The sequence below is a fragment of the Mesorhizobium sp. B2-8-5 genome (assembly GCF_006440675.2).
Classification (GTDB): domain Bacteria; phylum Pseudomonadota; class Alphaproteobacteria; order Rhizobiales; family Rhizobiaceae; genus Mesorhizobium.
On the sequence record NZ_CP083951.1, the window covers coordinates 6,252,741 to 6,267,407 of the forward strand.

11 protein-coding genes are annotated in these 14,667 nt (G+C 66.3%); all 11 read left to right on the plus strand.

What is annotated here, in order from left to right; translation table 11 throughout:
• From tssF to FJ430_RS30710, 11 genes are read left to right on the plus strand one after another with little or no spacing between them, the layout of a single operon-like run.
• Entirely contained in the window at nt 1–1,875 is a 1,875-nt protein-coding gene (tssF, locus tag FJ430_RS30660) for a type VI secretion system baseplate subunit TssF (protein ID WP_140706161.1), read from the plus strand.
• Nucleotides 1,839–2,906 (plus strand): type VI secretion system baseplate subunit TssG, encoded by a 1,068-nt coding sequence (tssG, locus tag FJ430_RS30665; protein WP_140706163.1) that lies wholly within the window; start codon nt 1,839–1,841, stop codon nt 2,904–2,906. Before tssF ends, tssG begins: the two co-directional genes overlap by 37 nt.
• Entirely contained in the window at nt 2,903–4,357 is a 1,455-nt protein-coding gene (gene tagH, locus FJ430_RS30670; protein ID WP_140706165.1) for a type VI secretion system-associated FHA domain protein TagH, read from the plus strand. Before tssG ends, tagH begins: the two co-directional genes overlap by 4 nt.
• A gap of 4 nt (nt 4,358–4,361) precedes the next feature.
• A complete protein-coding gene (gene tssJ / locus FJ430_RS30675) occupies nt 4,362–4,814 on the plus strand; it encodes a type VI secretion system lipoprotein TssJ (protein WP_140706167.1) in 453 nt (150 codons plus the stop codon).
• Between the two features lie 42 nt (nt 4,815–4,856).
• A complete protein-coding gene (tssK, locus tag FJ430_RS30680; RefSeq protein ID WP_140706169.1) occupies nt 4,857–6,191 on the plus strand; it encodes a type VI secretion system baseplate subunit TssK in 1,335 nt (444 codons plus the stop codon).
• A 4-nt stretch (nt 6,192–6,195) separates the two neighbouring features.
• Nucleotides 6,196–7,518 (plus strand): type VI secretion system protein TssL, long form, encoded by a 1,323-nt coding sequence (tssL, locus tag FJ430_RS30685; RefSeq protein ID WP_140706171.1) that lies wholly within the window; start codon nt 6,196–6,198, stop codon nt 7,516–7,518.
• A gap of 1 nt (nt 7,519) precedes the next feature.
• Entirely contained in the window at nt 7,520–11,062 is a 3,543-nt protein-coding gene (tssM, locus tag FJ430_RS30690) for a type VI secretion system membrane subunit TssM (RefSeq protein WP_140706173.1), read from the plus strand.
• On the plus strand, nt 11,044–11,586 hold the full coding sequence (tagF, locus tag FJ430_RS30695; protein WP_181175418.1) for a type VI secretion system-associated protein TagF: 543 nt from the start codon (nt 11,044–11,046) through the stop codon (nt 11,584–11,586). The genes tssM and tagF overlap by 19 nt, the downstream gene beginning before the upstream one ends.
• A complete protein-coding gene (locus tag FJ430_RS30700) occupies nt 11,586–12,650 on the plus strand; it encodes a DUF2169 domain-containing protein (RefSeq protein ID WP_140706175.1) in 1,065 nt (354 codons plus the stop codon). The genes tagF and FJ430_RS30700 overlap by 1 nt, the downstream gene beginning before the upstream one ends.
• A gap of 50 nt (nt 12,651–12,700) precedes the next feature.
• The gene (locus FJ430_RS30705) at nt 12,701–13,717 is read left to right on the plus strand and encodes a beta-ketoacyl synthase N-terminal-like domain-containing protein (protein ID WP_140706177.1); all 1,017 of its coding nucleotides are present in this window, start codon (nt 12,701–12,703) and stop codon (nt 13,715–13,717) included.
• Complete coding sequence (locus FJ430_RS30710; RefSeq protein WP_140706179.1) at nt 13,717–14,667, plus strand: DUF4150 domain-containing protein; 951 nt, start codon at nt 13,717–13,719, stop codon at nt 14,665–14,667. The genes FJ430_RS30705 and FJ430_RS30710 overlap by 1 nt, the downstream gene beginning before the upstream one ends.

Here is a 14,667-nt window from a genome sequence, read left to right on the forward strand (position 1 = left end):
ATGGATCGGGTCTTCGTGGAGTATTACGAGGAGGAACTGACCCATATCCGCGCGCTGGCCGCGGAATTCGCCGACATGCATCCGGCGGTCGCCCGCAACCTTTCCCTCGACACCGTTCCCTGCCCCGATCCCTACGTCGAACGGCTGCTCGACGGCGTCGCCTTTCTTGCCGCGCGCACGCGGCTCAAGGTCGACGCCGAGCGCTCGCGCTTTTCGCGCGCCGTGCTCGACGTGCTCTATCCGGACCTGGTGACGCCGGCGCCGGCGACGGCGATGGCCGTGCTGAAACCCGGACAGCAGGTGCAGTCGATGATCGCCGGCCATGCCGTGGCGCGCGGCACGCGGCTGGTTTCCGGCCTGCATCCCGGGCTCTCGACGCGCTCGACCTTCACCACCGCACAAGAGGTCACGCTGTGGCCGATCGCGATCAATTCGGTCAGCTATTTCCAGGACCGCAGCGCGCTGGCCGCCGCCGGCATCGCGCCGGTCGGCGGCGTGCGCGGCGAAGCGGCATTCCGCATCGCGCTTACCCGGACCGGGAAGGGCAAGCTCAGCGAATTGTCGCTCGACCGGCTCGATCTCCACTTCGCCGGGCGCACCAAGGCGCCGCTCATCTTCGACGCGATCTTCGGTGCCTGCTCGGCCGTCGGCGCGCGGGCGGAAGGCAAGACCAATCCGCTCACGGCGCTGCCCGAGCCCGAAATGATCGGCATCCACGACGACGAAGCGCTGATGCCGCGCACGCGCCCGACCTTCGAGGGATACCGGCTGCTGCGCGAATATTTCCTGATCCCCGAGCGCTTCCACTATGTGCGCGTCGCCGGCCTGCAGCCAGTGGTGCGCAAGTGCGATGGGGCAATAGAGATCATCTTCCTGTTCCGGCGTCCGGTGCCGGAACTCGCCGATGTGGCGGTGGCCGATTTCGAGCTGTTCGCAACGCCGATCATCAATCTCTTCGAACGCGAGTGCAATGTCATCGAGATCGACCCGCGCCGGACGCGCCAGGTGCTGCATGCCGACCGCACCCGGGCACGGGACTTCGAGATCTTTCGGGTCACCCGGGTGGAAGACGCCGACGCTGAAGGCAGCGAGGCGATAATTCCGGAATTGTTCAGCCTGGGGCAGAACCGCGGCAGCGGCTGGGTCTATTCGACGGAGCGGCGCCCCCGCCGGGCCACGGAGGACGAGCGGCGCGACGGCCTGACCCGCACCTCTTACACAGGCGACGACGTGTTCCTCGCCGTCTCGCGTCCGGCAGGAAGCCAGCCCAACCGGCCGCTGAAACGGCTCGACGTGATGGCGCTCTGCACCAACCGCGACCTGCCGATCCTGGACGATACGCCGGCGCTGACGCTGGAGACCGCCGATCCGGTGGAAGCGGTACGGCTGCTCGGCGCGCTGCGGCCGCCGCAGCCGGCGATGCCGGCAGCGCTCCCGGCCGGCGCCGAAGGCGAATCCCGCGCCGACAATCTCGCCTGGCGGCTGGTGGCGCAGCTCTCGCTCAATTTCCTCAGCCTCGCCAAGGAAGGTCGCGGCGTCGATCCGCTGCATGCCTTGCTCGACCTCTACGCCGATCGCGGCGATCCGAGCCTTGCCCGCAACGTGCATTCGATCACCCGCATCGACTCGCGGCCGGTGATCGAGCGGCTCAAGATCGACGGGCCGATGTGTTTCGGGCGCGGCACCGAGGTGACGCTGCATGTCGACCAGTCGGTGCTGGCGGGCCAGAGCACGCTGCTGCTTTCGGCCCTGCTTGCGCGGTTGTTCGCCCGCCACGCCGGGATAAATGGTTTCGTGCGGACGCGTACGCGGTTGCTGCAGAAGCAGGAGGATGTGCCATGGCCGATGACGCCCGGCAATCGCTACCTGATCTAGCGCGGCTGGCCCCAACCGAAGCGGAGCCGCTGTCGGAGGGGTACGATTTCTTCGAGCTGCTGCGCCGCCTGGAGCAGCGGCGTGGCTTGTTCGGGCATTCCGGAACCGCGGACCGTGAGCCGGCAAGGATCGGCCAGCATGTGCGCCTGAGCTTCTCGGCGCGGGACGTGATCAAATTCCAGGATGTGGGCGAAAAGGCTCCGGCGCGGGTGACCGTCGCCAATCTCGGCCTGCTCGGGCCGGAAGGGCCGATGCCGCTGCATCTGACACGCTGGGTGCTCGACCGGCTGTCGCAGCGCTGGTTCACCGGCGCCGATGCCGAGCAGACCAGCGACACGACCTTCGTCGACTTCGTCAACATCCTGCAGCATCGCATGATCGCGCTCTACTACCGCGCATGGGCGGACGCGCATCCGGCGGTGCAGGTCGAACGTTCGGTCGGCGGGCGCGTCCGCGCCATGCTGGAAGCCATGGCCGGGATCGGCCTTCCCGGCACGCAGGATCCCGAGCTCGACACGGTGCGGCTGCGCCAGGCCGGATCGCTGGCAAACCAAGTCGACGGTGCGGAGCGGCTGACGCTGTTTCTCGCCACCGCCTTCAAGGTGCCGGTGCGGATCAAGGAATTCGTCGCCGCCTGGATCACCATTCCGGCGGCCCTGCAGAGCCGTATCGGCAAGGCCTATGCGACGCTCGGCGGCGGCGCGACGATCGGGCCGCGCGTCTTCAGCCGGCAGAGCCGGATCGAATTGCGCGTCGGACCACTGAGTCTCGACGACTTCAAGTCCTTCCTGCCCGGAGAACGGCGCCTTGCCCTGTTCAAGAAGGCAGTGCGCGACATGATCGGCGAAGCGCTCGATGTCGATCTGCGCATCGTGCTCGCGCGTGAAGCCGTGCCTTCGCCGAAGATGGGAACCATCCAGCTCGGCCGAACCTCCTGGCTTTCACGGCCCGCCGAAAGGGGGGACGCCGACGATCTCAGGTTGCGCACCATCGTCGGCTGGCGACCGGAAATGGCGGAGGCAGCCGCATGAGCCTGCTGCTGACCCTGGAACAAGGCCCGCGCTCGCAGGCGGTCAGGCAGACTCGGCTGGACGAAGGCGAACTGGTGATCGGCCGCAGCGCCGATGCCGGCTGGCAGATCGACGATCCGGACATGTTCGTTTCACGCGCCCACTGCAAGATCAGCGGCGGCCGCGACGGCTATTACGTCACCGACACGTCGAGCAGCGGATTGTTCATCGACGATTCCGACAGCCCGCTCGGCACCGGCAGGTCGACGCGCCTGCAAAGCGGCATGCGGCTGCGCCTGGGCGACTATGTGCTCCATGTCGAGGTTCAACCCAGCGCTGGCCACACCTCGATCGGTCAGGCGCCGATCTCCAACGCCGCGCCGGCATGGTCGCCGCCGCAATCGCGGACGCCACCCAGCATCGGCGGCGACGACTTCTTCTCGGCCAAGGTCGAAGAAGAGCCGCAGCGGCCGCGCCCGGCCGGACTGCCCGATCCGTTCGAGCAGCCTGTGCCCAGGGCTTACGATCGCGCCTCGAGCCAACGCAGCTCGCCCGCTTTCGACGATCCGTTCAGCCTCGATCCGGTGGCGACGCCGGCCTCGAGCGAAGAACCTGACGCTGCCCGGGCGGACCCCTTCGGCTTCGGCGAGATGCCATCGCGCAACGATATGTCCGAGCCCGAGCCGAAACCGTCCGGCTTCGACGATTTCAGCTTCGGACCAGCCGCGACGCCCGCTTCCGGCAGCAGCGCCGACGCAACCGGTCGCAGCGGGCGGCCCGCCGAGAAGCCGAAGGCCGCCCGTCCATGGGAGATACCGGCGCAGGCGGCCGACCCCTCAGCGCCACCACCTCGCCCTGTTCCCGTGCCCAAGCCATCGCGTCCGGCGCAACCGGCGTCCAGCGACATGGCGTTGCGCGCCGCGTTCCTGCGCGGCATGGGCGTCGAGGAGGCCGATTTTCCCGGGCGCGATGCGATTGCCGAAATGGAAAAGTTCGGGCGGGAATACCGGCTGATGCTCGATGGCCTGATGCAGCTCCTGCGCAAGCGCGCCGAAGAGAAGGGAAGCGCGCGTGTCGCCCAGACCATGGTCGGCGCCTCCGAGGTCAACCCGCTCAAATTCCTGCCGACGGTCGAGGATGTCATCGTCACCATCATCGCGGAACGCAGCCCCGGCTTTCTCTCCGGCGAGGCGGCGATCGGCGACGCGGTCAAGGATCTCGCGCAGCATCACGTGCGCGCCTGGCGCGGCGTGCAGGCGGCGCTGCGGCGCATGATCGACCGTTTCGATCCGGCCGCGATCGAAGAAGAGCTCAAGTCCAATTCCGCGATCGGCAATCTGCTCGCCGGGGGGCGCAATGCCAAGCTGTGGGAACTTTACCAGAAACGCCATCGCGACATCGCACAGAGCGCGGAATCGAGCTTCCTGGGCGAGATCGGCGCAGACTTCAGGGATGCATATGAAGAGGAGTAGGGACATGATCGACAGACGCGAATTCATCATTGCCATCGGCGCCACGGGGCTGCTTTCGGCTTGCCAGAGCGGCCCGCCGAAACCATCGGTCATCTCCGTCAACGTGACCGGCGGCGCCGGCATGAATCCGGGACCGGGCGGCGGCGACCGGCCGGTGACGGTGCTGGTGATGCGGCTTGCCAGCACCGGCAAGTTCAACTCGGCCGACTATTTCGCGCTGCAGGGCGATGCGGGCTCGGCGCTCGGGGCCGACCTCATCGGCTCCGATACGATCTCGGTTGCGCCGGGCAAGACGGCGGCCAAGACCATCACGGTCGAGCCGAACGCCACCGCGCTCGGCTTCGTGGCGCTGATCCGCGAGCCTGGCGGACGCAACTGGCGCACGACCAAGTCGGTGTCGCCGGGCTCGAAATTCACAATCAACGTCAGCCTCGGCAAGGGCGGCATCTCCGCTTAGCAACGTGGCAACCAGGCGGCAGGCAGTGCAGAGAGCAATGGCATGAGCGACGCAAACAGGGTGCTGTGGTCGGAGGGCCTGTTCCTCAGGACCCAGCATTTCCAGCAGCAGGACCGGTTCTTCGAGGGGATGGTGCGCGGCGCCTTGCAGGCCGGCCAGCTCCATACGTTCGGCTTCCAGCAGCTGACGCTCGACCAGTCGCTGCTCGACGCCGGCCAGGTGTCGATCGTGTCCGCCCGGGGCATCTTCCCGGACGGTACGCCCTTCTCCATCCCGGAACTGATGGACGCGCCGAAGCCGCTGCCGGTCACCGCCGACACCGGCGCCGGGCCGGTGCTGGTGGCGTTGCCGCTCGAGCCACCCGGCGGCGTCGGCTTCGATCCGGCGCATTCCGCATCGACGGGCGCGCGCTACCACGGCAAGATCGTTGCGGTGCGCGATGCCGTGCAGGGCGGCGCCGATCCGGAGGAGATCGAGATCGCGCGGCCGCAAGCGGTGCTGCTGGCGCCCGGCAAATCGGTCGGCGGCTATACGGCGCTGCCGGTCGCCGACATCAAAGGCGTGCGCGCCGATGGCGGCGTCTCGCTCGACCAGTCCTTCCTGCCGCCGACGCTGATCACCGGCGCCGTCCACTGGTATCGGCAATTGCTGCAGGAGGTCGTCACCGGCCTCGACCAGATCGCCGAGGCGCATGGCAAGATGGTGATGGGCGGGGCCGGGCGCAGCGTCGAGGACCTTTTGATGCTGCACCTCGCCAACGCCGCGCGGCCACGCCTTGCCCATATGCTGGCCCAGGATGTCTTCCATCCGGCCGAGCTTTATCTTGAGCTTGCCGGCCTCGCCGGCGAGATGGCCACCTACGGCTCGAGCTCCAGGCGGCTCGGCGAACTGCCGGCCTACGATCACATGGCGCCCGGCCCCGCCTATATGGCGCTGGCCGACGCGTTGCGTTCGCTCGTCCTCAGCCTGCGCTACATCGAGCCGAAATCGCGCGCGCTGCCGGTCATGCGGCACGCGACCAATGTCTGGAAGGTGCGCATCGACAACCCGAAGCTTTTGGTCGCCAGCCGCATCGTCATCCGCGTCGGCTCCGAGCTTTCGGAAGACGCGCTGCGCAAGATCTTCGTCAACCAGGCGACGGTCGGATCCGCCGACCAGTTCGAAGGCCTGTGGAAGTCTCGCCTGCCGGGCATTCCGCTGAAACCGCTTCATTCGCAGCCGCGCGAGATCCCTTATGACGGCGACCGGCTGTGCCTGGAGCTCGACCAGAAGAGCGAGCATTGGGCCTCGCTGCTCGACGCCCCCGGCTTCGTCATCGGCGTTTCCGGTGTGCTGCCGAGCGAGCCGCAGGTCGACTGCTATTCGGTGAACAGGTGAGGCCATGAGCCGGGATGATCCTTTCGGACTGTCGGAGGATCGCGAGCGCACCCGCATCCGGCTGACCGGCGCGGCGCCCCGGCCGATGGCGCCGCTGGCGCCGGGCGCGCCGGTCAAACGGGCGCGCTCCCATCCCAATATGCTCATTAACATCTTCGCGCCGCTGCTTGAATTCGCGCCCGAGCTCGAAAGCGCGCTGGCGCCGGAGAACCCGGAAGTCATGCGCACGCGCCTGCTCGACGAGCTGGTGCGGGCCCGCGATGCAACGGTTGCGGCCGGTTCATCGCTGGAGCGCGCCGACCAGGCCGCATGGGCGGTAGCGGCGCTGCTCGACGATCTCGCGCTCAACACGCCATGGGGCGGCGCCAGCGCCTGGCCGCGCCAACCGCTGGTGGTCATGCTGCGCGGCGACGTCGATGCCGGCACACAGTTCTTCACGCGGCTCGACGAGCTGGAGCGCCATCCCAACCGCGACCGGGAAATGCTGGAGCTGCAATATTATTGCCTCGCGCTCGGCTTCCGCGGCAAGTATCGCGTGCCCGGCCGCGCCGGCGACCGTTCGCTCAATGCCGTGCGCGTGGCGGCGGCGCGCTTCCTGCGCAACGCGGACGCGGAGGACGCGCCACTGTCGCCGAACTGGAAAGGCGTGATCGCTTCCGACGAGCCGCAGCGCTTCATCGTTCCGATCTGGGTGATGGCGCTTGCGGCGATCGTCGTCGCCGCGGCCGCCTATATCGGCCTGTCGATGGGCCTGAGCAGCCAGGCGGTCGAGCTCTCGGCGCTGGTGCGCACGCTGCCGCCGGCCTCGCGCGGCGACGTCACCCGCGCCGCGCCACAGCAAGATGCGCCCGAACCGCCGCAGCCCGTCGATTTCGCGCTGCTGCCCGAATTCAAGGCCGAAGCGCCGGACAACCTCAAGGGGGCGCTGAGCGGCACGGAGAGCGTCTCGCTGGCCAAGCTGATCGTCCAGTCCTCCAATCCCGAGCTCTTCCAGTCCTCCCGGCCGACGCTGACGGAAGGGTACGAGCCGCTGATCGCAGCGATCGCCAAGGTGATCCTGGACAACAAGGAGCTGATCGGGAAAATCACCGTCGTCGGCCATACCGACAATGTGCGCCTGCAAAAGTCCAATCCGTTTGCCAGCAATCAGCGTCTGTCGGAAGCGCGCGCCGAAACCATAGCCAAGCTTCTGGTGCAGGCCGGCGTGCCGCAAGAGAGCATCTCTTCCGAGGGTCGCGCCGAAACCGATCCGGTGGCCGACAACTCGACGCGCGAAGGCCGCGCGCTCAACCGCCGCGTCGAGGTTCTGGTCGAGAAGAGGCTCTGAGATGTTCATCCTGCGCTTCCTCTGGGCCGTCATCACCTCGCGATTCCTATGGACGCTGATCGGCATCGCGCTGCTTTCGCTGTTGATCTGGGTGTTCGGCCCGATCGTGCAGGTCGGCCCTTACGCGCCGTTCGAATCCGACAATGTGCGCATCGCCATCATCGCCGGGCTGATCATCCTGTGGCTGATCTGGCTGATCGTCGCGCAACGCCGCGCGATCCGCGCCAACCGCATGTTCGTCGCCGAGATCGCGGCGCCGGTGGCCGAAAAGCAGCTCACACCCGGCGAGGAGAGCGTCGCGGCCGTCGGCGCCAAGTTCGGCGAGGTGATGGCCGAGCTCAAGCGGCGCAAGCTCGGCGGCAGAAAATTCCTGCGCGAGATGCCCTGGTATGTGATCGTCGGGCCGCCGGCGACGGGCAAAACAACGGCATTGCGTCAATCCGGGCTCAATTTCCCGATCGACCTCACCGACGATCTGCAGGGCGTCGGCGGCACGCGCAACTGCGACTGGTTCTTCTCCGAGAACGCGGTGTTGATCGACACGGCGGGCCGCTACGTCCAGCAGGAAAGCCAGCCGGACGTCGACGCGACGGAATGGCTGGGCTTCCTCGACCTCCTGAAGAAGCATCGGGGCCGCCGCGCGCTCAACGGCGTCATCGTCGCGCTGTCGATCGACGCGCTGTCGGAGGGCGACGAGGCGATCAAGGCGCATGGCAGAAAAATCCGCCGCCGGCTGGCGGAGCTCAACGATCGGCTGGAGATTCGCCTGCCCGTCTACCTGATGCTGACCAAGGCCGACCTGATCAAAGGCTTCGAGGCCTTTTTCGGCGGCCTGTCGACAACCGCGCGCGAACAGGTGTGGGGAACCACTTTTCCGCTCGACGCACGTGTCGACCCCGGCACGATCCAGACGGAACTCGCCAGGCTGGCCTCCGAGCTGGAGCGGCGGCTGGTGCCGCGGCTCGAGGACGAGGACAAGCTCGGCCAGCGCGCCGAGATCTTCCGTTTCCCGGCGCAGCTCGCGAGCCTCTCCGAGCCGATCCAGGTGCTGGTCGAGTCGATGTTCGGCGAAAGCCGCTACGAGGAGGCCGCCTGGCTGCGCGGCCTCTATCTGACCTCGGCGACGCAGGAAGGCGCGCCGATCGACCGGCTGACCGCCGCCCTTTCCTCATCCTTCGGACTGCCGCCGCGCCGCGCCATGCCGGCGGCGCGCGTCGAGAAACGCAGCTTCTTCCTCAGGAACCTGCTCACCGAAGTGATTTTCAAGGAAGCCGGCCTCGGCACGTTCGATCCGCTGGCGCAGCGCCGCCGCGCCTGGATCTGGCGCGGAGCCGCCGCCGCCTGCGCGCTCGCCGCCTTGCTCGCCGGCGGACTGTTCACCTGGTCCTATCTCGACAACCGCAATGCGATCACCGAGCAGGCCGGCCAATTCGAGGCGCTGCAGGCGCCGCTCACGGACGTCGCCGCCATGCCGGCCGCGGTCGAGCAGCCGACCATGGACGGCGCGCTGGCGGCGATGGACGCGGTGGCGACGGCCCGCACCGCACCGCCGGACGCGATCCACAACCTGCTCGGCCCGACCGCATCGGCCGAGCTGGTGCGCGCGCAGACCGATACCTACGACCATGCGCTGCGCAACGTGCTGGAGCCGCATATGGTCGCGCTGCTGGAAGCCACGATGTGGCGGCAGATCCGCGATCCGGACTTCATGCTCGGCGCGCTGAAGACCTACCGCATGATGACCGGCCTGTCGCAGATGGACACCGATTTCGTCCAGAACTGGTGGGTGAACAGCCTGCCGCAATTCGCGCCTGCCGCCCCCTTCCCAACCGCCGACGCCGAAGAGCACCAGCTTGCCGCGATCCGCCGCATGGCCGTCGACGACAGCTACATCGCGCCGGACAAGGAACTGGTCGCCGAGGCGCTGAAGACGGTGTGCACGATCTCGCTGCCGGAGCGCGCCTATAAGCAGCTTCTGGCCGACACGGAAGTGGCGGCGGTCAAGGAATGGGTGCCGGCCAATTTTGCCGGGCCGAACGGCGCCAAGGTGTTCGCGCGCCGTTCCGACAAAACGCTGCGTGTGGGTGTGCCGGGCCCCTACACCTATGCCGGCTTCCACGACGCGATCCTCGACCGGGTCGAGGATGTCGCCGGACAGGCGGCGCTCGACCGCGCCGTGTTTGCCGGCGGCTGCTCGGAGAATTCGGAGACGTCGGTCTCGGCGCTGTCGGAAGACATCCTGAAGCTCTATTACGACGACTATATCGCGCAGTGGGATTCGTTCCTGCGCGACATGCGGCTGGCGCCGCTGACCGACCTCAACGTCGCCAGCGAGAACCTCAAGGATCTTTCCAGCGCCGACTCCGCGCTGAAGCGCCTGCTGACCGCGGTGGTGCAGGAGACCGACCTGACCCGTTCGGACGACGCGGCGGCCGACGACAAGAGCGGCGGCGCCGCCAAGACCGGCTCGAAGCTGCTCAGCAAGCTCGGCAAACTGGGCAAGGTGGTGAAGACCGGCGCGAAATTGCTGCCCCGCGCGGGCTCGGCCGACCAGGTCGACATGACCGGCAGCCTGGTGGCCGAGCATTTCAAGCCGCTCAAGGGCACGATCGCCCAGGTCGACGGCCAACCGCCGGCGCTCGATGCCGCCGTCGTGGCGCTGACGGCGCTGTCCAACGTGCTGCAGACCGTGACCGCCAATCCCGACCCGCAGGACGCCATCAAGAAGCAGGGCGGCCTCGCCGAACTGACAGGCGCGGTTGCCAGACAAGCGCAGATCCTTCCTTCGCCGATCAACGACTGGCTGGGCGGGATTGCCGGCGACACAAGCGGCCTGTCGCAGAAAGCCGTCACCAACGAGCTCAACGCCATCTGGCGGGCGGACATCCTGCCCTTCTGCCAGGCCGCGCTCAACAACCGCTATCCGTTCAGTCCGGAGAGCGCGGTCGACGTCAACGTGCGCGACTTCCAGCGCCTGTTCGGGCCGACCGGGCTGATCGACGCCTTCACCAACGACCACCTGATCAACTACGTCGACACCGCCAGCGAACCGTGGAAATGGCGCGCCGATTTCGGCCTGGACCCGGCGGCGCTGGCGGCCTTCGAGCAGGCGCGCCACATCCGCGACGATCTCTTCCCCGGCGGCACCGGCCCTGTGATGAATTTTACGCTGGAGCCGAAGGATCTGTCGCCCAACGTGGCGCGGGTGACGCTCAACCTCGATGGCCAGAACCTCGTCTACTACAACAACGCGACAAGGCCGCAGCCGATGACATGGCCCGGCAAGGACGGCACCGGTGTGATCTCGCTCGCCTTCCAGCCCGTCGACGGCTCGCCTGAGCTAATGCTCAACGAGACCGGCAGCTGGGCGTGGCTGAGAATGCTGCGCGGCGGCCGCTTCAACGCGACCAAGCTCACCGACGTCTACAGCCTGCGGCTCGGCACCAAGGGGATGTGGGCCGATTTCGAGCTCAAGGCGGCCAGCGTCGAGAACCCCTACACGCTCGAAATGTTCAAGAAGTTCACATGTCCGCCACAGATCTGATCCTGCCCGGCTTTTACGGCAAGATGCCCACCGCCGGCGATTTCGTGACGCGGCGGCTGCCGGGCGATTTCGTGCGCGTGTGGGACCGCTGGCTGGCGCAGCACATCGTGCCGCTGTTCGGGGTAGAGACCTGGCCGGCAAGCACGGCGCTGCGCTTCCTTAGCGGCCCCGCTTCGTTCGGCGCCTCGGCTGGCATCGTGCTGCAGAGCGCCGACCGGGTCGGCCGGCAATTTCCATTGAGCGTCGTCGCAAGGCTCCCGGACGCGCCGCTGAAGCTGGCCTATTGCGATGGCTGGTTCGATGGCATCGAGGGCGCAGCCTTTGCCGCGCAGCGCGGGGAGCTGACGCCCGACGAGCTCGACTCGGCCGTGGCCGCCATGCCGGTTCCGCTTGTCGAAGGCGAGAGCGATGTCATCGACAACCTCGTGGCGTGGACGGCGCATACGGATATTTTCGACGTCGATCCGCAGGCGCCGCAATCGACGCTGGAGCAGATCTTCGCCGCTAGTTGGGAGACCAGCTGATGTGGCAGGTCGAGAACGATACGCCGTTCATAGCAAGCGGGCTCTGGACCAGAGGCCGGGACGGAGGCGAGGTCTGGATGGTCGCCGTACGATGCAGCCTGCGCGTCAATCCGGATGGGACAACGGCTGTCGCCGATGAACAGGAGCCTCCGGTCGTGGCCCCCAAATTCGGCATCGGGCCGGGCGCCGGCAGTCTGGTGTACGATTCCGATTTCTACCTGACGAAACCGACGACCGACGTGCTGCTGCGCGGCCATGCCTACGCTGTTGGGGACAAACCCGCGACGTCCGTGGACGTGAGTTTGAGAATAGGTGACCTGCAAAAATCTCTCCGAGTCACCGGGGATCGCGTCTACCAGCACTCAGTGTCCGGTGTCAGTGTCGGATCGCCGCAGCCTTTCATGCGCATGCCGCTGGTCTACGAGCGCGCGTATGGCGGGTGCGAGCCCGATCCGGTCAAGGATCCGGAGCGGCCCCACTTCGATCAATACAACCCAGTCGGGACCGGACTGGTGCCCGTGCCCGGCAAGATCGCTCCGAATATTGAAACCTTGGGCTCTAACGGTGGCAGCAAGGCGGCCGGCTTCGGACCGATCCCCGCGCATTGGCGCCAGCGTGCCCAACACGCCGGCACCTATGATGAAGCGTGGCAGAAAAATCACTTCCCGCTCTATCCGTTCGACCTGGATGACCGCTTCTTTCTTTGCTCTCCCGAGGACCAGCGACCGAAACATTTCTTCCGAGGGGGAGAGCCTGTGGAATTGCTGAACCTGACGCCAGCCGGGCGGATGGCGTTTCTTTTACCTCGCCTCGCCTTCCGGTTTGAGACGGATATCAAGGGCAAGCCACGCATCACGCACCGAGGGACCCTACACACCGTCATAATCGAGCCGGACGTGCCGCGGGTGGTGCTGGTCTGGCGAACGTCGCTGCCGGCGCATGCCAATGTGCAGCGGCTAGACCGGACGCGCGTGAGCCTGTTGTCGGTGACGAACGCACACCCGCGCTCGGTCCCATCCGGGATCGATGAGAGTTGGCGCGATCCTGATGAAGAAGGTGGTTAAGGGCGGTGAGAGTGGCGCTTATCGGATCAGGAGCCCGAACGGCCGTTGGCATGACAGCAGCGGCGACAGCTGCCGCCGTGCGTGCCGGTATTGCCGGTTTCGGCGAACATCCTTTCGTGGTGGACACTGCCGGCAAGAGCATGATCGTGGCCCTGGCGCCATACCTCGACATAGATGTGAGGGGGGCGGCCCGGTTAGCGGAACTGGCGGCGCCCGCCGCAGTAGAGGCCGTCGGACCTTCATCAGCGCCTTGGGCCGGCGAACTTCGGGTTTCCCTATTCGTCGGCTTGCCGTCTGCCCGACCGGGCCGCGAAAGTGACGTGGCCACCATCGTCGTCGACCGGCTGCGCGAGGAACTGGCTCCTCTGTGCCACATCGAAAAAACCATCGTCATCGAATCCGGGCACGCTGCCGGAACGATGGCGATCGAAAGGGCGTGGCAGGCGGTGCGGTCGGGCGCCTGCGAGTTCGCGCTGGCAGGTAGCGTCGATTCCTATCTGGAGCCGGAAACGTTGGAATGGCTGGAAGAAAACGATCAGGTTCACTCGGCCGGGGCGGAGAACAATCCCTATGGTTTCATCCCCGGTGAAGCCGCGGGGTTTGTTTTGCTGACGACCACAGCCGCGGCGCAAACATATCAACTCTCAGCAGCGCTAGAGCTCATGTCGGTTGCCATCGCCCGCGAAACCAACCTGATCAAGACCGATACCGTGTGCACCGGCGAAGGCCTGCTGGCGATGTTTCGAATCCTGGCCGGCGACCCGCCCGCAATCAAGGTAGACCATTTGTATTGCGACATGAATGGCGAGCCTTACCGTGCGGATGAGTTTGGCTTTGCGAGCATCCGCGCGGCCGAGCTGTTCCGCGCGCCCGACGCCTTTACGGCGCCGGCGGATTGCTGGGGCGATGTGGGGGCGGCTTCCGGACCGCTGCTGCTCATGCTGGCCGAGGCGGCCACCAGGAAACGCTACGCCGCAGGACCTGTCCTGGCGGCATTCACGAGTTCGGAATCGGGCGAACGCTGCGGGTTTCTCGTCCACGTCCGCACGGAGGCACAGGCGCGCTGATGTCGGTAACGGTCAAGGTCAACGGCACGATGAACGGAATCGTCCACAAGGGCAGCTCCGACTTCGCGATGAGCACGGCTCCCGACGTGTGCAAGACACCCAGCCCCGGCGGACCAGTGCCTATCCCATACCCCGTCATCATTTCAAACGCCAGCGACCTGGCTAATGGCACCACAACTGTCACGGCGGACGGCAACTCCTGCGCGATCAAGGGCTCTGAACTCAGCCGCTGCTCGGGCGATGAGGCTGGAACCGCGGGCGGCGTCGTGTCGAGCACTTTTATGAAGGAGGCGACGTGGATCACGTATTCCTTCGATGTGAAGATGGACGGGGCAAACGTCTGCCGGTTCAGCGACAAGCTGAAGATGAACCACGGCAACACGATCTGTATGGCAGGCATTATCCCAGACGTATGCAAAGCCGGCAGCAATCCGCTGATTATCAAATGCTCCGACTACAAAGAGGAACGGAACAAAGAGAAGCGTGAATGCGACATAAAATGCATGTGCGCCAAATGCCTGGCAATGAACAAGCAAGGCGATTTTCGGCGTCAGGCTTCGCACGCGCCGCGGTCGGGCGGGCGAAAAAGCTTGCGCAAGCTCGGCAACGCGGGGGCCAACGCCTATCGCAAGGCGCTGACCGACCAGCTCCCCCCCAAAGGCACCGCCAAGCCCGACGACATCAAAGACAACTTCGTCCACAAATGCGCGCATGACAGATGGAAGGATCAGGGAGCCAAACCCAACCTGCCGGGGATGAGCCCCGATCACATGAAGGAAATTCAGGTGGGCGGTGCGACCAAGGACTTCGCGAACCTTAGGATGATGCCGTCAAAACCGAACGAATGGATTGGTTCGAAGATGAGGGCCTTCAAGACCACCGATTTTACCTACGCGAACGGGAAAAAGGTCAAGGCACACACGGGCGTCACGCTCGATTGCTGCAAATAG

What these genes read in the sequence shown, in the direction of transcription:
- tagF (WP_181175418.1), top strand. Translation starts at nt 11,044, where the DNA reads ATGTCCGCCACAGATCTGATCCTGCCCGGCTTTTACGGCAAGATGCCC.
- tssJ (WP_140706167.1), top strand. Translation starts at nt 4,362, where the DNA reads ATGATCGACAGACGCGAATTCATCATTGCCATCGGCGCCACGGGGCTG.
- tssG (WP_140706163.1), top strand. Translation starts at nt 1,839, where the DNA reads ATGGCCGATGACGCCCGGCAATCGCTACCTGATCTAGCGCGGCTGGCC.
- tssF (WP_140706161.1), top strand. Translation starts at nt 1, where the DNA reads ATGGATCGGGTCTTCGTGGAGTATTACGAGGAGGAACTGACCCATATC.
- tagH (WP_140706165.1), top strand. Translation starts at nt 2,903, where the DNA reads ATGAGCCTGCTGCTGACCCTGGAACAAGGCCCGCGCTCGCAGGCGGTC.
- FJ430_RS30710 (WP_140706179.1), top strand. Translation starts at nt 13,717, where the DNA reads ATGTCGGTAACGGTCAAGGTCAACGGCACGATGAACGGAATCGTCCAC.
- FJ430_RS30700 (WP_140706175.1), top strand. Translation starts at nt 11,586, where the DNA reads ATGTGGCAGGTCGAGAACGATACGCCGTTCATAGCAAGCGGGCTCTGG.
- FJ430_RS30705 (WP_140706177.1), top strand. Translation starts at nt 12,701, where the DNA reads ATGACAGCAGCGGCGACAGCTGCCGCCGTGCGTGCCGGTATTGCCGGT.
- tssL (WP_140706171.1), top strand. Translation starts at nt 6,196, where the DNA reads ATGAGCCGGGATGATCCTTTCGGACTGTCGGAGGATCGCGAGCGCACC.
- tssM (WP_140706173.1), top strand. Translation starts at nt 7,520, where the DNA reads ATGTTCATCCTGCGCTTCCTCTGGGCCGTCATCACCTCGCGATTCCTA.
- tssK (WP_140706169.1), top strand. Translation starts at nt 4,857, where the DNA reads ATGAGCGACGCAAACAGGGTGCTGTGGTCGGAGGGCCTGTTCCTCAGG.